14 protein-coding genes and 2 pseudogenes are annotated in these 20,439 nt (G+C 71.2%); 9 read left to right on the top strand and 7 right to left on the bottom strand.

The genetic code is table 11. The features are described 5' to 3' along the window. Positions 1 to 477: 477 nt before the first annotated feature. The gene (locus WMF27_RS16495; RefSeq protein WP_437767923.1) at positions 478 to 2,667 is read left to right on the top strand and encodes a bifunctional alpha,alpha-trehalose-phosphate synthase (UDP-forming)/trehalose-phosphatase; all 2,190 of its coding nucleotides are present in this window, start codon (positions 478 to 480) and stop codon (positions 2,665 to 2,667) included. 58 nt (positions 2,668 to 2,725) lie between these two features. On the opposite strand, the gene nhaA is transcribed toward WMF27_RS16495, so the two are convergent. Then, positions 2,726 to 4,135 carry a Na+/H+ antiporter NhaA gene (gene nhaA, locus WMF27_RS16500; protein ID WP_437767922.1) on the bottom strand — a complete coding sequence of 470 codons (1,410 nt, stop codon included), beginning with the start codon at positions 4,133 to 4,135 and terminating at the stop codon, positions 2,726 to 2,728. Positions 4,136 to 4,444: 309 nt separating this feature from the next. On the opposite strand from nhaA, the gene WMF27_RS16505 reads away from it, so the two are divergent. The 4 genes from WMF27_RS16505 to WMF27_RS16520 all read left to right on the top strand — a co-directional run bounded on the left by WMF27_RS16505 (position 4,445) and on the right by WMF27_RS16520 (position 9,763). Beyond that, positions 4,445 to 5,773, top strand: coding sequence for a DUF2403 domain-containing lipoprotein (locus WMF27_RS16505; RefSeq protein ID WP_437767921.1), 1,329 nt, complete (start codon positions 4,445 to 4,447; stop codon positions 5,771 to 5,773). Between the two features lie 23 nt (positions 5,774 to 5,796). Next, positions 5,797 to 6,852, top strand: a complete 1,056-nt coding sequence (locus tag WMF27_RS16510) for a glycoside hydrolase family protein (protein WP_437767920.1) — start codon at positions 5,797 to 5,799, stop codon at positions 6,850 to 6,852. Between the two features lie 425 nt (positions 6,853 to 7,277). Further along, entirely contained in the window at positions 7,278 to 8,333 is a 1,056-nt protein-coding gene (locus WMF27_RS16515) for an alpha/beta hydrolase family esterase (RefSeq protein WP_437767919.1), read from the top strand. A gap of 65 nt (positions 8,334 to 8,398) precedes the next feature. After that, positions 8,399 to 9,763: an extracellular catalytic domain type 1 short-chain-length polyhydroxyalkanoate depolymerase gene (locus WMF27_RS16520; RefSeq protein WP_437767918.1), complete on the top strand. Its 1,365-nt coding sequence runs from the start codon at positions 8,399 to 8,401 to the stop codon at positions 9,761 to 9,763. Between the two features lie 21 nt (positions 9,764 to 9,784). Here WMF27_RS16520 and WMF27_RS16525 read toward each other — a convergent pair. From WMF27_RS16525 to norR, 3 genes and pseudogenes are all read right to left on the bottom strand, one after another. Then, positions 9,785 to 10,731: pseudogene (locus WMF27_RS16525) on the bottom strand (PQQ-dependent sugar dehydrogenase). A 190-nt stretch (positions 10,732 to 10,921) separates the two neighbouring features. Continuing rightward, positions 10,922 to 11,332 carry a VOC family protein gene (locus tag WMF27_RS16530; protein ID WP_437553290.1) on the bottom strand — a complete coding sequence of 137 codons (411 nt, stop codon included), beginning with the start codon at positions 11,330 to 11,332 and terminating at the stop codon, positions 10,922 to 10,924. Positions 11,333 to 11,440: 108 nt separating this feature from the next. Continuing rightward, the gene (norR, locus tag WMF27_RS16535; protein WP_437767917.1) at positions 11,441 to 12,997 is read right to left on the bottom strand and encodes a nitric oxide reductase transcriptional regulator NorR; all 1,557 of its coding nucleotides are present in this window, start codon (positions 12,995 to 12,997) and stop codon (positions 11,441 to 11,443) included. Positions 12,998 to 13,203: 206 nt separating this feature from the next. Here norR and WMF27_RS16540 point away from each other — a divergent pair, with 206 nt between their 5' ends. The 3 genes and pseudogenes from WMF27_RS16540 to WMF27_RS16550 all read left to right on the top strand — a co-directional run bounded on the left by WMF27_RS16540 (position 13,204) and on the right by WMF27_RS16550 (position 17,325). Further along, positions 13,204 to 15,522 (top strand): nitric-oxide reductase large subunit, encoded by a 2,319-nt coding sequence (locus tag WMF27_RS16540; RefSeq protein WP_437767916.1) that lies wholly within the window; start codon positions 13,204 to 13,206, stop codon positions 15,520 to 15,522. A 158-nt stretch (positions 15,523 to 15,680) separates the two neighbouring features. Next, a pseudogene (locus tag WMF27_RS16545) lies at positions 15,681 to 16,312 on the top strand (flavin-containing monooxygenase); the annotation flags it as partial. Positions 16,313 to 16,461: 149 nt separating this feature from the next. Then, complete coding sequence (locus WMF27_RS16550; RefSeq protein WP_437767915.1) at positions 16,462 to 17,325, top strand: hypothetical protein; 864 nt, start codon at positions 16,462 to 16,464, stop codon at positions 17,323 to 17,325. 85 nt (positions 17,326 to 17,410) lie between these two features. On the opposite strand, the gene WMF27_RS16555 is transcribed toward WMF27_RS16550, so the two are convergent. From WMF27_RS16555 to WMF27_RS16565, 3 genes are all read right to left on the bottom strand, one after another. After that, a complete protein-coding gene (locus tag WMF27_RS16555) occupies positions 17,411 to 18,931 on the bottom strand; it encodes a hypothetical protein (protein WP_437767914.1) in 1,521 nt (506 codons plus the stop codon). A gap of 81 nt (positions 18,932 to 19,012) precedes the next feature. Further along, positions 19,013 to 19,552, bottom strand: a complete 540-nt coding sequence (locus WMF27_RS16560) for a hypothetical protein (RefSeq protein WP_437944277.1) — start codon at positions 19,550 to 19,552, stop codon at positions 19,013 to 19,015. 208 nt (positions 19,553 to 19,760) lie between these two features. Next, positions 19,761 to 20,111 (bottom strand): sensor histidine kinase, encoded by a 351-nt coding sequence (locus tag WMF27_RS16565; protein WP_437767912.1) that lies wholly within the window; start codon positions 20,109 to 20,111, stop codon positions 19,761 to 19,763. Here WMF27_RS16565 and WMF27_RS16570 point away from each other — a divergent pair. Then, complete coding sequence (locus WMF27_RS16570) at positions 20,110 to 20,439, top strand: hypothetical protein (RefSeq protein WP_437767911.1); 330 nt, start codon at positions 20,110 to 20,112, stop codon at positions 20,437 to 20,439. The two genes, WMF27_RS16565 and WMF27_RS16570, sit on opposite strands and share 2 nt — an antisense overlap.

Below are 20,439 nucleotides of genomic sequence, written 5' to 3' on the forward strand. Positions count from 1 at the left end.
CCCCAGCCTTTCGGGCATCTCCACCATGCGCAGACTCTTCAGCCCCGCAGCGTTCGTGCCCATCCGTCGGGTGTGGGGGCGATCTGGCGGGCAATCTCTCGCCTGGCCGATCATGACGCCTGCGCTCACTGGGTAGGCCGCGACAGGCGCCGCCGTGGCTCCTGCCCAGACGCAGCGCGCTCCGAGCGCGCCCCCGATGAGCCGCGACCACCAGGACCGCACGGGCGCCGGAGGCCGATCGACGCGCGACGCGCTCCGGCGTGCCGGATCAGCTTGCGCGACGCCGCGCGATATGTTTTGAGTTCAAAGGATTCGTTCCGCCGTTCGTCCGCGGCGATCCCGGGGGGGCGTCGCGCCCTGTTGGTTTCCGACGGCTCGCGGCGCCGCGCCTCGCGGCGCGCGCCCGGCGGGGTGAGGGAGGTGCCGCGCCTCGCGCCCGGCGGGCGGGGCCTCGACGCCGCCAAGGAGGGGAGTTCCATGGCCCGACTGCTCATCGTCTCCAACCGTCTCCCGATCAGCGTGCGCGTCGACCGCGGCGCGCTCTGCCTCACGCGCTCCTCGGGCGGCCTCGCCGCCGCCATGCGCGGCCCCCACGAGCGGCACTGCGCGATCTGGATAGGCTGGCCGGGCAGCGTCGCGAGCCTCTCCCCGGAGCAGCGAAGGGACGCCGACGTGGCGCTCGCCGGGATGCGCGCCGTGCCCGTGCACCTCGGCGCCGCGGAGCAGCACCGCTTCTACGACGGCTTCTCGAACGGCGTCCTCTGGCCCCTGCTCCACTACCTGCTCGACAAGGTGAACCTCGACGCCGAGCTCGACTGGGAAGCCTACCAGCGCGTCAACCAGCACTTCGCCGACGTGGTCGCCGCGCAGTACACGCCGGGCGACGCGATCTGGGTGCACGACTACCAGCTCCTGCTCCTCCCGGCGCTCCTCCGGCGGCGCCTCCCCGGCGCGCGGATCGGCTTCTTCCTCCACGTCCCGTTCCCGTCCGCCGAGGTCTTCCGCATCCTCCCGTGGCGGGAGCAGATCGTCCGGGGCCTGCTCGGCGCGGACCTGATCGGCTTCCACACGGCCGCCTACCGCAGGAACTTCGCGGCATCGGCGGCGCACGTGCTCGGCGTCGATCCTGGCGAGGCGGTGCTCGAGCACGACGGGCGCAGGATCGCGCTGGGGGTCCACCCCATCAGCCTCGACGCCGCCGAGATCGAGCGGCTCGCGGGCCACCCCGGCGTCCGGGAGGAGGCGGCGCGCATCCGCGCCGAGGCGCGCGGCCGCAAGATCGTGCTCGGGATCGACCGGCTCGATTACACGAAGGGGATCCCGCGCCGGCTGCTCGCGATCCAGCGGTTCCTCGAGCGCGAGCCGGACCTGCGCGACCAGGTCCGCTTCCTCCAGCTCGCCGTGCCCACGCGGGAGATGGCCGGCGCGTACGCCGACTTCCGGCGGCTCGTGAACGAGATGGTCGGCCGCATCAACGGGCAGTACGGCACGACGTACGCGACGCCGATCCACTACATGCACCGCTCGCTGCCGTTCGAGCAGGTGGTCGCCCTCTACCTCGCCGCCGACGTGATGCTCGTGACCCCGCTGCGCGACGGCATGAACCTCGTCGCGAAGGAGTACGTCGCCGCGCGGGTCGACGACGACGGCGCCCTGATCCTGAGCGAGTTCGCGGGCGCGTCCTCCGAGCTCGCGGAGGCGATCTCCGTCAACCCGTACGACATCGGCTCGGTCGCCGCCGCCGTGAAGCAGGCGATCGCCATGCCGCCCGCCGAGCAGCGGCGCCGGATGGCGGCGCTGCGCCGCCGCGTGGCGACGCACGACGTCCACGCCTGGGCGCAGACGTTCCTCGACGAGCTCGACCGCGCGGCGACGCCGGAGCCCGCGGGGGCCGCCGCGCCGTCGCGCCGAGGGATGCCCGAGAGCGTCGTCGAGCGCGTGCGCGTCGCGCCGGAGCGCGTGTGGATCCTCGACTACGACGGCACGCTGGTCCCCTTCGCGCCGGTGCCCGACCTCGCCGCGCCGGACGAGGAGCTCCTCGCGCTGCTGAGGGCGCTGTCCGAGCGCGACCGCGTCCACATCGTGAGCGGCCGCCCGCGCGCCGACATCGAGCGCTGGCTCGGCGCGATGCCGCTCCACCTGCACGCCGAGCACGGCTTCTGGTCCCGGCCCAACGCGAGCGACGGCTGGGTCGCGCTCGAGTCCGACGCGGCCGCCTGGAAGGGCGAGGTGCGGGCGATCCTGGAGGACTTCACCCGGCGCACCCCGGGCAGCTTCATCGAGGAGAAGACGGTGACCCTGGCGTGGCACTACCGCACCGCGGAGCCCGAGCTGGCGGGCGGGCACCTGCGCGAGCTGCGCGCGCGGCTCGCGGAGCGCATCCCTGCGGACGCCCTGGAGCTGCTCGCCGGCGCGAAGGTGCTCGAGGTCCGGCCGCGCGGGGTGCACAAGGGCAGGGTCGTGCCGCGCATCCTGGACGACGTCCCCGCGAGGGCGGTGGTGATCGCCATCGGGGACGACCGCACCGACGAGGACATCTTCGCGGCGCTCCCGCCGTCCGCGTGCACCATTCACGTCGGCAACGAGAGCAGCTGCGCCGCCTACCGGCTGCCCGACGCGCGCGCGGTGCGGCGCCTGCTGCGCTCGGTCCACGGGGGCGACGCCTGATCACGCCGGAGCCACGCCGGAGGCACGCCGGACGCGGCCGCTGCTCGCGGCGCGGCGGCTATCGCTCCGTTGACGTCTCGGCTTCCTCGAGCGTCAGCGCCGCGTCGGGCGTGGGGGTCCCGGGCAGCGCGAGCCTGCCGGCGAGGAGGCCCACCACGGCCGCCACGGCCGAGGCGAGCAGGACGCCCAACTTCGCCGCGGCGAGCATCGCGGCGTCGCCGAACGCGAGGCCCGCGATGAAGATCGCCATGGTGAAGCCGATGCCCGCGACGCACCCCACGACCGCGATTCCGCGCCAGCCGACGCCGCGCGGCAGGGCGCAGACGCCGAGCCGGACCATCGCGAAGCTCGCGAGGAAGACGCCGATCGGCTTGCCGGCGACCAGGCCCAGCATGACGCCGAGCAGGATCGTCCCCGAGGCCGTGTGGCCGAGCGAGGAGCCATCGACGCGGACGCCGGCGTTGGCGAAGGCGAACAGCGGCATGATGCCGTACGCGACCCACGGGTGGAGCGCCGCCTGGAGCCGGACCACGGGCGGCAGCGCCTCGCGCTGGGCCTGCCGGATCCGCCCGAGGGGGGTCAGCAGGTCGTCCGCGCGGTGGCCGTCGCGCTGGGTGAGCGCGGCGACCCTGTCCACCACGTCGCGCGCCGCGGCGAGGAACCCGTGGCTGCCGAACCAGGAGCGCACCGGCGTCAGGAGGCCGATGGCGACGCCGGCGATCGTGGGGTGGACGCCGGCGCGGAGCATGCCCCACCAGACGACGGCGCCGGGGACCACGTAGGCCGCGGGACGGCGGACGCCGAAGCGCTGGAGCACCAGCACGCCCAGCGCCCCGCCGCCGGCGATGAGCAGCCCGCTCCACGCGACGCCCGACGAGTAGAAGAGCGCGATGACGATGATGGCGCCGATGTCGTCGATGATCGCGAGCGCGAGCAGGAGCACGCGCAGGGCAGGGGGCACGCGCCTGCCGAGCAAGGCGAGGACGCCCACCGCGAACGCGATGTCGGTCGCCGTGGGGACGCCCCAGCCGTGCCGTGAGGCCGGCGAAGCGTTGAGCGACAGGTAAAGGAGCGCAGGCGCGATCATGCCGCCCAACGCCGCGGCGACCGGGAGCGCCGCGCGCTTGAGATCCGAGAGCTCCCCTTCGTGGATCTCCCGCCGGATCTCCAGGCCGACGACGAAGAAGAAGATCGTCATGAGCCCTTCGTTGATCCAGAAGTGCAGGGGCTGCGTGAACACCAGCGAGCCGGCGCCGATCGTGATCGGGACGTGCCAGAGGTGCTCGTAGGCGTCGCCCCACGGCGAGTTCGCCCATGCGAGGGCGGCGACGGACGCGATGAGCAGGACGATCCCGCTCGCGGCCTCGACGTGCAGGAAGCGTTCGATCGGGCCGAGGACGCGCTCGGCGATGCGGCGCGCGGGGGCCCAGGTTCCGGGGGCAAGCTCGTGAGAGGGGGATCGGCGCAAGGGGGACCGCGAGGGCGCGAGCGACGTCGCGCGAGGGGGGGAAGGCGGCCCGACCGTCCCATGAAGACCTGTCGCGGCGCTCCGCCGCCGCGACACCCGCGCGAGAGAATACTCATCCGGGCAAACGAAGCCAGTGAGAACGGGCTCCCTGGGCCAGGCGCGCCGCGCCGGCGCGCTCGCGCTCTGCTGCTCCGGGCCGCCCCTCCGGCGCGCCCCGAGCCGCGCCCATGTGGGCCTCTCGATGACCTATCGGCTCCGACCCTCTGTTTTCCATCACGGAACGCGCGCGCTCCGGAGACAGTCACGGGCATGAAGCGCTCCTCGTTGATCGTGCACGCGGCTCTCGTCCTCCTCGCGTGCGCCTGCGGTGACGGAGGTGATGTCGGCGGTCAGGGCGGCCAGGGCGGCCAGGCGAGCGCAGGTCCGTCCACCGGCGCGACAGGCGCCGGCGCAGGCTCGTCCACCAGCACGGCAGGCGCCGGCGCAGGCCCGTCCGCCAGCACCGCGGGCGCCGGAGGAGGTCTCGGCCCCCACGTCCCTGAGCCGAGCACGCCGACGCGCGGCGGGACGATGACGTTCACGAACATCGGCGCGCCCGGCTGGTGGCCCCGCCGCATCGACCGCGAGCCGGGCGACCCGGCGTGCGACTACAAGGACGGCGACGACACCTGGGGCGGGCACTGCTGCATGACGGAGCATCCCACGACGAGCGACAAGCTCGCCCCGTTCGATGAAGAGATGACCCTCATCATGAAGGCGATCCGCGTGAAGCAGCTCGCCGTCTACCAGCCTGGCAGCGACCCTGCCGCATGGCAGATGGTCTCGTCGTGGGACGCGAAGGTCGGCGCGGGCTCCAACCTGCTCGTCACGGAAGGGCAGACCACCTCCGCCGACTTCACGGGCGACCTCACGAAGAAGGACTGCGTCACGTACTTCACGCAGGACAAGCCCTTCGCGTGCGGTGACGGCAAGGATTATTACTGTCCCGACGATCCGGGCGTCATGCACCTCGGCTGGGCGGGCTCGAAGCTCGTCGTCTTCCTGGCGTCGATGACGTTCGACGACGCGGGCGTCGAGAAATGCGACGGCGACGGGCAGGGCCACCCCGGCCCGTGGGTCGCGTTCGTCGCGTCCGAGCTCATTCGCGACGGCGGCCGCAAGTGGAACGGGCTCTGCAACTGCTACTCGAAGACGGGCACCGTCGGCGACGGCTGCGGCGAGATCAACGTGTTCGAGGTCGTGATGGACAACAACGAGTACAGCAATCGCGAGTTCATGAGCACCGGTGTCCGCTCGTACCAGGAGGGGCACATCGGCGGCAGCGTCTGCGGGACCGGCTGTGATCGCGACGCGTTCGCCGAGGATGTCGAGGTCGTGGATGCGTGCGCGCAAAAGGCCTACGACACGGGGCCCGTCATCGAGGCCGGAGGGCGCTCGGACGGCTGCCCGACGTGGCGCCGGCCCAGCGGCGATCGCTACTTCATGATCCTGCTCGATGAGGCGCAGCGCACGATCCAGGTCGCGGTCATCCACCCCGAGAGGATCCCCTCCGCCGCGGCCGAGATGCTCCCCGATCTGCCGGGCGGGCTCTCGCGCGGCTCGATCGACGCCATGCTCTCGATGCGCCTGCCGGAGTGAGCCCCATGAAACCGAGGAACACCATGCACAATCTCCGTCAGCTTCCGGTGCGGTGGGTCTTCATCGCCGCGATCGCGTCCTTCGCCGGCGTGCCGGCGTGCTCGAGCAGCGACGACGAGGCACAGGCGTCGTCGGGGTCGAGCGGCGCCGGCGCGGGCAGCTCGAGCAGCAGCGGCGCAGCAAGCTCGAGCGGCGCCGGCGCGGGCAGCTCGAGCAGCAGCGGCGCGGCGAGCTCGAGCTGCAGCGGCGCGGCGAGCTCGAGCGGCAGCGGCGGCTCTCAGCCGACGGGCTGCAAGCGCGGCCTCGCGTATGGCTATCACTCGAAGGCCGACATGGATGCCCTCTCACCGGCGGTGTCCTGGTGGTACAACTGGACCCATGTGCCAGACGAGGGTGTCCGGCCCGATTATTACAGGACGCTCGGCGTCGAGTACGTACCGATGGTGTGGGGCGGGAGCGACCTCGACGGCGCCGCCGCCGGCCGCATCGCCGCCGAGATCCCCGAGGGGGCGAGGTTCCTGCTCGGGTTCAACGAGCCGAACTTCGGGGCGCAGGCCGACCTTTCCGCGGCCGAAGCCGCGGCGCTCTGGCCGCACGTCGAGGCGGTGGCCGACGCGCGCGGCCTCGCGCTCGTGTCGCCGGCCGTGAACTTCTGCGGCGGCGATTGCCAGGAGACGGATCCATTCAAGTACCTGGACGACTTCTTCGCCGCGTGCAGCGGGTGCCGGGTCGATTACATCGGCATCCACATCTATACCGGCTGCAAGGGAGAAGGCGACAACCAGGCCCAGTGGCTCATCAACCACGTCGAGACGTACAAGTCACGGTTCGACAAGCCCCTCTGGCTCACGGAGCTCGCGTGCGACAGCGCGGGCTCCCTCGGCGAGCAGAAGGAGTTCCTGGTCGACGCGCTGGCGTACCTCGAGAACGAGCCCCGGATCGCGAGGTACGCGTGGTTCTCGGGCCGCGCCGACAACGTCCGGCACGCGAGCTTGCTCGGCGACGACGGCGAGCTCAACGATCTCGGTCAGGCCTATGTCAGCGCGCCGCAGCACGCGTGCGGAGCCTCGACGGAGTGAGCGTGACGCGGCGTGCAGGCCGGTCGCCTGCGCGCTCTCCCGCCGTGGCCACAGCGCCGCGGCGCGCGCGGGCCGCGGCGCTCGCCGACGATCGTCGACGCTCGCCGCGCCAGTTTGTGATTGACGCCGACTGTGTGAGCGTTCACATTCGGCGCTCCGAAACTTCTTTTACCTTCCCCTGGATTGGGCCGCCAGGCGCACCGGGTCCTGCGCCCTGCGCGTTTACCTCGACGGTCGCGCCATGGCGCCGGACGAGGCGCATGCTGGGGGAAAGAAGGAGCAGCCGTTGGGCTCGGCTGGGATGACATCAGGGCGCGCTCCAAGCGCGGAACATCTGGCAACCACCTGTCGGCCAGTCTCGCCGTTCGCCGTCGTCGGTCTCACGTGAGCGCTTCGCGCAGGCGTAACGCAACCAGAGGGGCATCGTGCACTACGAAAAGAAAACCGTCAGTCGCTTCCATGTCTTCTGTTTGCTCTCGAGCGTCGCGATGCTGGCGTGCGGCGACGAGAGCGGCGACGCAGCACAGGCCGCGGGCGCGAGCAGCTCGAGCGTGTCGGCCGCCAGCGGGGCGTCGACCGGCGTGACCGCTGGGTCGAGCAGCGCTTCCGGTGGCGCGAGCAGCGGCGAAGCCGCCGGCAGCGGCGGAGCGACCGCCGGCGCCGGTGGAGCGGGCTCGGGTGGAACGGGCGGCGCGGGCGGCGCCGGGACAGGCGAGGCCGGCGGCGGCGGGGGTGGCGGTGATGCGATGAGGTCCGCCGGCTGCGGCAAACCGCGCACGCTCCAGAACGGCGCTGGCACCGTGCAGAGCGGCGGGACGAGCCGCAAGTACACCCTGCGCGTCCCCGACGATTACGACAACGGCCATCCGTACCGGCTCATTCTCTCCTTCCACGGGGCCACGGGCAACAGCGGCCAGGTTGCGCCCTCGTATTTCGGGCTCTGGTCGCTCTCCGAAGGGAGCACCATCTTCATCGCGCCCGACGCTGTCGGCGGGATCTGGTCGGCCGACGATGTGACCTTCGTCGACGACATCCTCGAGCAGGTCACGGGCGATCTCTGCATCGACACCTCGCGCATCGAGCTCGAAGGCTTCAGCCAGGGGGGCGCCATGGCGTGGACGCTGGCCTGCGCGCGTCCGGACGTCTACCGCGCCGCGGTGGTCCACTCCGGCGGCGGTCTCCCCCGGCCGGCGAGCTGTCAGCCGGTCGCCTTCATGTCTTCGCTCGGCCAGCAGGAGAGCGGCGGAGCCGGACAGACCTCCAACAGCGATTTCTTCGCCAAGCAAAATGGATGCACGGTGGAGGCCCTGGCCAAGGCGCCCAGAGGTGGCCACGCCTGCTCGGACTACAAGGGCTGCTCCGCGGGTCATCCCACCCGCTGGTGTGATTACGACGGCGGTCATACCCCGTCGCCGAACGACTCCGGGAAGCAGATGTCGTGGATGCCCCAGGAAGTGTGGACGTTCCTGAGTCAGTTCTAGCGTGCGCGAAACAAGGCGGTGCTGGCTCGCGTGCCAGGTTGTCGTTGATAGGGAGTCTCTGTTCGATGGACCAATTCAAAAGTCACGTCCTCGGGCTCGCGTCGCTCTCGTTGGCGCTGCTCGTTGCGCTGCCTGCGCGCGGGGCATCGCTGCAGAAAGTCAACCAGAGCGAATGGGGGGCGGACGGCCTGCCCAGCTACGTCAACATGTACATTTACGTGCCTGACAAGCTGGCGACCAGACCTCCCATCGTCGTCGCTCCCCATCATTGCCAGGGAAATGGCCAGGGGACGTTCAGCGAGATGTCGAGCCTGGTTTCCATAGCGAACACCAGCGGCTTCATCATGATCTTCCCGGAGGCCACCGGGCAGAACTGCTGGGACGCGGGATCGACGAGATCGCTCAACCACGGCGGCGGCGGCGACACGGGGGCCATCGTCCAGATGGTGAAATACACGCTCGCGAAGTACAGCGGCGATGCGGGCCGCGTGTACTCGGTCGGCGGGTCATCGGGCGGCATCATGACCGAGGCGCTGCTCGGGGTGTACCCCGACGTGTTCATGGCCGGCGTGTCGCTCATGGGCGTCCCGTGCGGCTGCTGGGCCGAGGGCTACAACGACGTCACCGGGACGGGGAGCTCGGCCCAGTGGAGCGGGCCCTGCGGGGGCGGCAACGTCACGAAGACCGGGCAGCAGTGGGGAGACCTCGTTCGTTCGTACTATCCCGGTTACACCGGCCATCGCCCGCGCCTGCAGCACTGGCATGGCACCGCCGACACGATCCTCAGCTACAAGAACATGGCTGAGGACGTCAAAGAGTGGACGAACGTCCTGGGGTTGAGCGAAGCCCCGAGTGGGACCGACACGCCAGAGCGCGGAACCACGCGCCAGTTCTGGAAGAGCTCCTGCGGCTACACGGTCTATGAGGCCTTCTCGATGGACGGGGTCGGGCACGCTGTGCCGTTCGACGGACCCGCCGTCGCCGCCTATTTCGGCCTCGACACGGCCGGTGGTCAGGATCCGGAGACGGCAGCTTGTCCCGGCGCCGTCCCCGGCGGCAGCGACACCGGAGGCGCGGGCGGCGCGGCCGGAGCCGGAGGTGCGGGTGGCGAGGCCGGAACCGGAGGCGCGGGAGGCGAGGCCGGAACCGGAGGCGCGGGGGGCGAGCCCGGGACCGGAGGCGCGGGCGGGGCCATGGTAAGTGGCTCAGGCGGCGGCGCAGGCAGCGGCGGCGCGATGGACACCGCGTCCGGCGGGGCGAACGGACAGGACGCCAGCGCGGGAGCCGGCGACCCGACAGAAGGAGAAAGCTCCAGCTCCGGCTGCAGCTGCGCCGTGGGCAACGACGCGGGAGACTCCGGCGCCCAGGCGGGTCTCCTCCTCGCGGCGCTGGGATTGCTGCTCGGTCGCCAGAAGCGCCGCCCGCGCTGAGCGCGCGGGAAGACCAGGGTCTCACTTGCCGTAGGCCACCCGCCACACGGTGTTGCTCTGGTCGTCGGTCACCAGCAGCGCGCCGTCCCTGGCCACGGCGACGCCGACCGGACGACCCCACACGTCGCCGGTGCTCGTGACGAAGCCGGTCATGAAGTCTTCGTAATATCCCGCCGCCTCGCCGTCCTTGACCGGGATGCGGATCACCTTGTATCCGGTGCGCCGCGAGCGGTTCCACGAGCCGTGCTCCGCCGGGCGCGCCGGATCTCGTCCTCGTCGTCATCGACGTTGGAGCGGGAGCCCACGGACACGAACATCCGCTGGTTGTCCTTGCTGAAGGCGATATCGCGGGTCCAGTGGCCGCCGCCGCCCACGGCCTCCTTGCCCGAGGGGATGTTGGTGACCAGCGCCTCGGCCGGGCCGCTGGCCCTGGTGTCGCCCGCCTTGTAAGGGAACCGCACCACGCTGTCCGTATTCGCGATGTAGACGTGCGTCGGCGCCTCGGTCCCGCTCGGATAGAAGGCGATGCCGAAGGGGCGGTTGAGGCCCTCGGCGTAGACGCTGCGGAGGTCGGCCTTGCCGTCGCCGTCCGTGTCCCTGAGCACCTGCACCCGGTCCGCCGCGCTCTCGGCCACGAACACGTCGCCGTTCGGCGCCACCTGCACGACGCGCGGCTTCTCCAGACCCGTGGCGAGCTCGGCGACGGTGAATCCCGACGGGACTTTGGGGAACACACCGGCTGGACGATCTGCCTTGCTCGGGCGGTTGGTCACCGACTCGCCCTCGTTGGGTGCGGGGAGATCGGCGACGGTGATCTTGCGCTTCACGCCGGGCGCGTCCGTGGTCCAGTCGCCCAGCGCGTCGGCGCCGGTGAGGATCCTGTCGGTGGGCGCTGGCTGCGGTGTGACCTCGGCGCGCTTGGGCGAGCAGGAGGCCAGCGCGCCCGCGCCGGCGCCAACCAAGAGCACCTGAGCCACCCCACGCCGGGCCCAGGGGCGGCCTGATCTTCGGCTGTCTATGGACTCTGGTTGCCATTCGGCCGCTCCTCTGTCCACCGCTCCTTTCGACCGATGAGCCCGCCAATCTCCTCGCCTCTCGCCACGCGCAGACGCGGGAGCGCCCCCCTCCATCCAACCCCTGCTGCCGCTCCTGTGCCGCCTACCAGTCCGCCTCGATCACCCCTCCGGTGTACTGCGTGCTGGTCGGCGTGTACTGGTGCACCTCGAACTTGTTGCCGTCGGGGTCCGCCAGCCAGATCTGGTAGGTATTGTCGCAGCCGAGCTTCTTCTCGGTGAACGGGACGCCGCGGCTCTTCAGCGTCGCCATCACGGCGTCCATGTCGTCGGTCTCCAGGCAGAAGTGGGCGATCCCGGTATTGACCACCTCGCCGAGGTTCCGGTCCTCGAACATCTCCATATAGTTGCCGTCGGCGATCTCGAGGTAAGCGCCGAACGGCGCGCCTTCGCGGGTGAAGCTGAACTTGGTGGCGAACCCGAGCTTGCCGTAGAAGTCGACCGAGCGCTGCAGATCCCTCACGTTGAGACAGACGTGCGCGATGCGTTTGAACATGGGACAGCCTCCGCGACGGCGCCGGGGTAGGGGAGCGGCGCGCGCGGACGAGGATACCCCACCCGGATGCCCTGGCGCGACGGCGGCCCTTCGCCGTCCCCGTTCGCCTCAGCGCAGCCCGAGCCGCTTCGCGAGGTGGTGCAGGTTGCTGCGGTGCATCCCGAGCGATCGCGCCGCGGCGGCCCAGTTGCCGTCGTGGCGCGCCACGGCCCGCTCGATGAGCCCGCGCTGGAACGCGTCGACCTGCTCGTTCAGCGGCGCCGCCGCCGCGGCGGGCGCCTTCTCCGCGTCGTCCTCGCGCGGCGCGGGCTCCGCCGTCGCGGCGACGTCGACCCCGAGGTGGGCCGGCTTGACGACCACGGGCGCCCCGCGGGGCACGCCCCGCGACGCCTGCAGCACCATCCGGAACACCGTGTTCTCCAGCTCGCGCACGTTCCCCGGCCAGGCGCCGCCCGCGAGCAGCTCGCGCGCCGCCTTCGTCAGCCGCACCGGCCCGACGCCGAGCCGCGCGCGCGCCTCGTCGCAGAAGTGGCCGGCGAGCAGCGGGATATCGCTCCTCCGCTCGCGCAGCGGCGGCACCGCGAGGCGGTAGACGTTGAGCCGGTGGAACAGGTCGGCCCGGAAGCGCCCCTCGGCCACCTCTCGCTCGATATCGCGGTTCGTGGCCGCCACGACGCGCACGTCGACGCGCAGCGACCGATCGGCGCCGACCCGCTGCACCTCGCCCTCCTGCAGCGCCCGCAGCAGCTTCGGCTGGATCGACAGCGGCAGCTCGCCGATCTCGTCGAGGAGCAGCGTGCCCTTGTCCGCCACCTCGAGCTTCCCCGGCCGGCTCTGCTCCGCCCCGGTGAACGCGCCGCGCACGTGCCCGAACAGCTCGCTCTCCGCCACCGACTCGGGCAGCGCCGCGCAGTTCACGTGGAGCAGCGGCTCGCCCCGCCGCCCCGACGCCGCGTGGACGGCGCGCGCCACGAGCTCTTTCCCCACGCCCGTCTCGCCCGTGATCAACACCGTGAGATCCGACGGCCCCACGAGCGCGATCTCGTCGCGCAGCCGCTGCATCGCCGGGCTCGTCCCGAGCAGGCTCGCGCCCCGCTCCCGCTCCGCCGCCCGCCGGAGATCGTCGGCGACCAGGCCGAGCCGCTCGGCGCTGTGCTCGAGCGCGTCGATGAGCTGGCTCGTGTGCACCGCCGCGCCGGCCAGCGCGCCCAGCCAGGAGAGCGTCGCCGCGTCGACCCCCTCGAAGGCGCGCGGGTCGCGCGCGTCGGCCGTCAGCAGCCCGATGAGCGTGCCCTCGACCCGCAGCGGCCAGCCGAGGCACGCGTGCACGTGCGCCAGCGCGGTCGCGTCCGACGCGAGCAGCCCGTCGAACGGATCCGGCAGCTCGGTGTCCGGCGCGAAGCGCACCGGCGCCTCGGCGTGGCAGAGGATGTCGAGCCGAGGGTGCGCCTTCGTGCAAAACGTGCGCCCCAGCGCCTCCGGCGCGAGCCCGTGCGCCGCGAGCGGCACCAGCACGCCGTCCTGGTACCGCATCAGGCACGCCGCATCACACGGCACCACGTGCCGCACCGCCTCGAGCAGGCGCCGGTACCGATCCTCGGCGCCCAGCGACGTCGTGAGATCGAGCGCGACCGACAGAAGCGCCTCCAGGTTCGGCTTCACCATGTTGTCGATTGTACAACGTAGTTGTTGATTTGACAACGCACGGATGTTGCGGAAATCGCAACATCACCCGCCAGGAGGCACGAGACGAAGGGGCGCGCGGCAGCGGCACGCCGCCTGCTTCATGGCCGGGCGTCACGATCGGAGCTCCCGAGGTCGCGCCGCGGAGGCGCGGGCGCGCCGGGGCTCACGCGAACAACGAGGTTGCTATGCATAACCTGCGACGACTCTGGCTGGCGCTCGCCGCCGTCATCACCGCTGGCTTCTTGATACTCGGCTTCATGGGTCGGGAGGTGTACCGCAAGGCCCCGCCGATCCCCGAGCGGGTCGAGACGCCGTCCGGCCGGGTGCTGCTCACGAAGGACGACATCCTGGACGGGCAGCTGGTCTATCAGAGCATCGGCGGACAGCAGGTCGGCAGCGTCTGGGGGCACGGCGCTTACCAGGCGCCGGACTGGTCGGCCGACTGGCTCCATCGCGAGGCCGAGGCGCAGCTCGCGCTCTGGAGCCAGCGAGAGCACGGCGCGGCGTTCGCGGCGCTCCCGGACGAGGCGCAGGCCGCGCTCAAGGCGCGGCTCCAGAAGACGATGCGCCACAACGGCTACGACGCCGCGACCGGCGCGCTCACGGTCTCCGAGGATCGCGCGCTGGCGATCGAGCAGACCGCGGCGCACTACCGCGCGCTCTTCGGCGACGAGCCGAGCCTCACCGACCTGCGCGAGAGCTACGCGCTGCACACGGGCGCGGTCCCCGACGCCGGGCGGCGCGACAAGCTGACGGCGTTCTTCTTCTGGACCTCGTGGGCCGCGGCCGCGGAGCGCCCTGGCACCGGCGCCAGCTACACCAACAACTGGCCCCATGAGCCGCTCGTCGGAAACGTCCCCACGGCCGCCAACGTGGTCTGGTCGATCGTGAGCGTCGTGCTGCTGCTCGCCGGGATCGGCGCGCTCGTCTGGTACCACGCGTTCCGCCGCGCCGAGGAGCCGCCCGTCGCTGCGCCGGAGCGCGACCCGCTCTCGGGGTGGGTGCTCACCCCGTCGATGCGGGCCATCGGGAAGTACTGCGTCGTCGTGGTCGCGCTGCTCGTGCTCCAGGTCGCGCTCGGGGCCCTGACCGCGCACTACACGGTGGAAGGACACGAGGTCTTCGGCCTGCCGGTCGCGGACTACCTGCCGTACGCGGTGACGCGCACCTGGCACGTCCAGCTCGGCGTCTTCTGGATCGCGACCGCGTTCCTCGCCGCGGGGCTGTTCCTCGCGCCGGCGGTGGGCGGGCGCGAGCCGAGGGGGCAGCGGCTCGGCGTCAACGTCCTCTTCGGGGCGCTCGTCTTCGTCGTCTTCGGCTCGCTCGCCGGAGAGTGGCTGGCGGTCAAGCAGTGGTTTGCCCTCGAGACGTCGTTCTGGTTCGGCCACCAGGGGTACGAGTACGTCGACCTCGGCCGCGCCTTCCAGATCGCCCTCTTCGGCGGCCTCATCCTCTGGCTCTTCCTGATGCTGCGCGCGCTCTGGCCCGCCCTCGCGCGGCGCGACCTGAGCCGGCACATCGTGATCCTCTTCACCGGCGCGACCGTCGCGATCGGGCTGTTCTACGGCGTGGGCCTGTTCTACGGCGCGAAGACCCACCTCTCGGTCATGGAGTACTGGCGCTGGTGGGTCGTGCACCTCTGGGTCGAGGGGTTCATGGAGGTGTTCGCCACCGCGGCCATCGCGTTCCTGTTCACCCGGTTCGGGCTCGTGCGGCCCGACAGCGCGGCGCGGGCCGCGATCCTGTCCACCTGCATCTTCCTCATCTCGGGCATCCCCGGCACGTTCCACCACCTGTACTTCAGCGGCACGCCGGTCTCGGTGATGGCCGTCGGCGCGAGCTTCAGCGCCCTGGAGGTCGTGCCGCTCGTCCTCGTGGGGATGGAGGCGCACGAGACGTGGCAGATGCAGCACCGGAGCGGGTGGATGCAGGCCTATCGCTGGCCCATCCAGTTCTTCGTCGCCGTCGCGTTCTGGAACTTCGTGGGCGCTGGCGTGTTCGGCTTCCTCATCAACCCGCCGCTCGCCCTCTATTACATGCAGGGCCTCAACACGACCCCCGTGCACGCGCACGCCGCCCTCTTCGGCGTCTACGGGCTCCTGTCGCTCGGCCTCGTGCTGGTGATGCTCCGCCGCCTGCGCCCCGACGCGGTGTGGAACGAGGCGCGGCTCCGGGTGGCGTTCTGGGGGATGAACGGCGGCCTCGGCCTCATGATCCTCCTGAGCCTGCTGCCGATCGGGCTGGCGCAGGCGTGGGCCAGCGTCGAGCGCGGGCTGTGGTACGCGCGGAGCGCGGAGTTCCTGCAGCAGCCGGTCCTCGAGGCGCTGCGCTGGATGCGGCTCGTCGGAGACACCCTGTTCATCGTCGGCGTCCTGGCCTTCGTGGGGTTCGTCGCGGGGCTCTTCACCCGCCGGCCGGCGGGCGCTGCCTCGGCGAAGCCCGCGCTCGAAGGTGAGGCGGCAGGGATGCCCGCGCCGGCGGCGAGCGGCGCGCCTGCGGCCTGATCCCCCGCGCGCCAGCGCACGGCAGTCCGCTGGCGCGCCTCCTCCCTGTCGCGCCGCGCGGCGCCCCGAAATGTGCGCGTGGCGTCGAGCACAGCCGTGATCCGCCACGCTATGCTCGGGTCCTGGAGCGCCGCGGCGCTCGCCCCCGGGAACCCAGCATGTCCACCGAACACTTCGACGTCCTGATCGTAGGCGCCGGCCTCTCCGGCATCGGGGCCGCCTACCACCTCCAGACGCGCTGCCCCGGCAAGCGGTATGCGATCCTCGAGGGGCGCAGCGCGATCGGCGGTACCTGGGACCTGTTCCGCTACCCTGGCGTCCGCTCGGACTCGGACATGTTCACGCTCGGCTATTCCTTCCGCCCCTGGAAGGAGGCCAAGGCGATCGCGGACGGGCGGTCATCCGCGACCACGTGCGCGACACGGCCCGGGAGCTCGGCATCGACCGGCACATCCGGTTCAATCACCGGGTTCGAGCCGCGTCGTGGTCCTCGGAGCAGGCGCGCTGGACCGTCGAGGTGGACGTCGGTCCAGGCGAGGAGCGCGTCCGCACCTCCTGCAGCTTCCTGTATATCTGCAGCGGCTACACCCGCTACGAGAGCGGGTATACGCCGAGCTTCCCTGGCCGCGACGACTTCCAGGGGCAGCTCGTGCACCCCCAGCGGTGGCCGGAGGATCTCGACTACCGGGGCAAGCGCGTCGTCGTCATTGGCAGCGGCGCCACGGCCGTGACGCTTGTGCCCGCGATGGCCGCCGACGCAGCGCATGTGACGATGCTCCAGCGCTCACCAAAAAATTAGCAACAGGCGCGTCCATCGCGCGCGCTCATGCTAACAACCGCGCCGGTCGCCCGAACGCAGACGAGCTGGCCATGGACGACCGCAAGCGGCCCTCCTCATGGCCGCCTCGACGCCCGGGCCGGCGATGCATGGAGCTTTGAATGAGGTACAACCTGTTCGTTGGATTGCTTGCCTTGCCCCTCCTGGGTTGCGGATCGGATCCTGCTGACGACGCGGGCGCGACGACGACGGGCGCGACGACGAGCACGGGATCCGGGGGGACGGGAGGCGCGGGCGGGGAATCGCCGGGCTGCTCTCCGGCCGCTGCGCCGGAGGTCACCGATGTCTCCGGCACGTGGGCGTACCGCGCCATCGGGTCGCAGCTCACCCAGGCGCAGGGTCTCCCGCCGTTCCAGACGCGCATCGTCAGCGTGATGCTCATCACGCAGCAGCAGAATGGTGACGCCATCTCGCTGCAGGGCACGTATTGCGACCATTACACCGAGGACCCGGACGCGATCGTGCACGCCGTCATCCCGGACAGCTTCCGCGAGGCGCTCGCGCCGGTGAGCCGCGAGGGCACGTTTGCGGCGAGCGAAGGGGGGCTCCGCTACAAGCTCGGGCCCCTCCACGAGGTGATCGGCGCGGCGCTCGACGACCCGGCGCAGGACGAGCTGCCCACGGATCCGGCGGACGCTCGCGTCGTCGATCAGGACGAGGATGGACACCCGGGGATGACGGTTCAGCTCCAGGGGCTCATCGACGGGTCGGTGTACGTGGCCGAGCGGGCGCGGACCGAGCTCGACGGCGTGGCGGTCGCGACCGATCGCATCGAGGGTCGGCTCGGGTTCGTGTCGGAGCAGAGCGTGCTCGAAACGGACCCTTCGAGCCTCAAGGCGACCATGGCCGCCTCGAGGACGTACCCCGATCCGGAGGAGTGCAGCAGCACCTTCGTGATGGTCCGTACCCCTGACGGCGCGGACTGCGCCTGGATCAAGGAGAGGGCCGACACGCTCTTCCAGTAAAGCCACCTCCCGGCGGTCGCGGCGCCCCGCGTGACCGAGCGCCTCCGGGCATCCGATCGAGAGGACGCCGGCTTCGCTGCGCTGCTCACTCAGGCAGCCGCAGGACGAAGCCGGCGCCGGCCAGCCAGCCGCCGCTGGAGAAGCCGGGATAACCTGGGTTGTTCGTCTGCAGCCCCTCGACGCCGTCGAGCGGCTCGCCGCTCACGATGTCGACAAGGTTGTCTGGGACCTCATCGATCACGGGGTTCCTGGCGGACGCGCTCTTCGACACCTCCCGTGGCACGAGCAGCTGGCCGTGCAGGAACGCTCCCACGCCGAAGTCGGCGCCGAAGAGCGACACCGGCGTCTCGAACGAGGCGCTGACCGCGAGGCGCGGGTTGTCGACGTAGTTGGTCCTGCCGGTCTGGTCCGGCACGGGAGACGGCGTGAAGGCGACGTCGGCGGAGAGCCTGCGGCTCCCCAGCACGACCGCGCCGCCGAGCCCCACGGACACCGTGCTCGACCACGGGTCGGGCGGGCTTTCGGCGTGCCGATCGCGGTACTCTGACCACCGCGTCAGGAGCGCGTGCCCGCCGATCTCCCAGGCGGGCGGCGCCGGGCTCTTCGAGCGCGCGGCGCGCTCGCCCCCTCGGTCCTCGCTTGGCGGGCCCATGACCGAGGCCCCCACGCCGACGCGGGTCGGCTGGTGGCCGAGCGTCAAGCGATAGGACTGGGGGACCGAGGTCTCGCCCTCCGGATAGGTGTAATTCCAGAAGCGGATCCTGTTCTCGCCGTCGGTGTCCGACGCCGAGGCGAGGTGGAGCGTGGCCGAGAGGCGCAGCCAGGGCGCCGGGCTGGTCGCGAAGGCGAAGTAAGGAGCGAAGACGCTCTCGACCTCCACGTCGGGGTTGATGAGGGCGGCCCGCTGGTCGCTCGCGTCGGGCACGTGGACGGCGGTCCGCGCGCTGGTGCCGATCGTGACGTCGACGCCCGCCCCCACGGATAGCCAGCGGGTGATCCGGCCAGCCATCGACACGGCCAGGCTGGTGACCGACAAGCGATCTCCCAGCAGCTCGAACTCCAGCCGATTCGAGAAGTACTGCGCGCGCTCGTCGGCGAAGAAGGCCCGCTGCTCCTGGAAGCTCCTGAGCGGCAGGATGGCGTAGAAGCCCAGGACGAGGCGGTCCTCGTAGAGCGGCCGCACGAACCCGAGCGTCGCGTAGCTGTTGATCTGCCGATCGCGCGTGTCATCCCGCGGGCTCGGGAGCTTCGACCCGGGCAAGGGCCGGTGGGTGAGCCGAGAGGTCGAGCCGTCCGGATTCCGGATCTGGCCATCGTACACCGACTCGGGCACGTCGACGCCCGGGGGGCGGGGGGCCAGGGTGATGTCGCCGTGCGTGACGAGCACGAAGAGGCCCGCTTGCGTCGTCGCGGGCGCGAACGGCAGGAGCGCGGGGTTGAAGAACGCGGCCTCCGGTCCCCGCGCGAGCGCCCGTGCGTTCAGCCCGTTGGCGCTCGTGGGAGCGCCGGTGATCTCGAGCGCGCCCGACGCGCGGACGGCCTCGGCATGGAGGAGTAAGGCGGACGCCAGCGCGAACGGCGTGGCGACGCAGATTCTGTGCGGCATAGGTGCTCGAGGCGCGGGAGTCTGCCGGAGGGGCGGCTGCGAGGTCAAGCCCTGAGGACATCGGACGCGCTGCACGGAGCCTCAGCTCCAGTGAGCGGTCAACTCGAGGTGATCGTCGTTATCGCCGCCGCCGGCGAGGATGCGCTGGCGGACGTGATCGGCGCCGCCGATCACGAGGAGCTGCTCGCAGGAGCCGATGACTTCGGTCCACATGTTCTCGTCGAAGCCTTGGCAGCCGATCCAGAGAGCGCGGGTGAAGCCGCGGCGGGATTCGAGGACACGAACGTGGCCGGCGGAATAGTAGTTGGAGAAGACGCGCTGGCCGAGGGAGAAGAGGGTGGAAGGGGAGATGAGGCCCGCGATGACCTTGTAGATGCCGCTCATGTCGTCGTGCGTGCACTGGCGGCCAATCTGGTGGATGAGCTCTTTGCCTTCGCCGGTCGTGCGCCGGATGGCCTGGAACAGGTCCTTGTACCAGGCGATCGGGTACCAGCCGGTGGAGACGAGGCTGCCGTAGCGGATGCCGTCGCGCAGCGGTTCACACATCTCATCCAGGCTGCGCTTCTGGACAGGCTCGCCGCGTAGCTTGCCAAAGCTCGCCACCACGGAGCGAAACGCCACCCCCTTGACCCTCGGTTCTTCGGTCATCCCATCGCGCGAGCGCGCTCGGCAATGAGGGTACCGCAACCCGCGGGGGCAGGCCAGCGCCCTGGGTGGCAGCGACGGGCCCGGCCAGGCGCGAGCCGCGGCTCCGGGCTCCTGAGCCGGCCTCCGCGCGCGGCGCCTCGGCGCGCGCGGCCTCAGGGGGCGCTGCAGTGACCCGCCCGCCTCAGGGCGACTCAGGCGCAGCTCGCGGCAGCGGCAGCTCGACCGTGAAGGTCGCTCCTTGCCCGAGCTCGCTCTTCACGGACATCCGGCCACCGTGCGCTTCGACGACAGAGCGGGCGATGTAGAGGCCGAGCCCCAGCCCTCCATAGTGCCTCACCGAAACGCCGCGCCCGAATCGCTCGAACAGCTTCGACTGCGTCTCTTGATCCATGCCGATCCCGTGGTCGGTTATCGACAGTCGGGCGGTTCGACCATCCGACGCGAGCGCGATCTGGATCGGCTTCGCTCCGCCGAACTTGACGGCGTTGGTCAGCAGGCTGGTGACCACCCGCTCCAGCCGGTCGCCGTCCATGCTGGAGAGGAGTTCAGAGGGGCCGGACGTCGCCCCCGAGGTGCCCGGCGCCGTCGCGCAGATCGTCCTGAAGCTCCTCTCCAAGACGCCCGAGGATCGCTATCAGAGCGCTCGCGGCCTCCGGCGCGATCTGGAGAGATGTCTCGCCGAGTGGACCCTGAGTGGGACGATCAAACCGTTCACACCGGGGGAGCACGACGCGTCCGATCAGCTCCAGATCCCCCAGAAGCTGTACGGGCGGGACGCCGAGATGGCTTTCCCCTCTCCCCTTGGCGTCCTTGGCGGCTTGGCGGTTTTTCTGCTGATCCGGGGCAACTTCCCCCAGTAG

Source organism: Sorangium sp. So ce281 (genome assembly GCF_051527395.1).
Lineage (GTDB): Bacteria > Myxococcota_A > Polyangia > Polyangiales > Polyangiaceae > Sorangium > Sorangium cellulosum_B.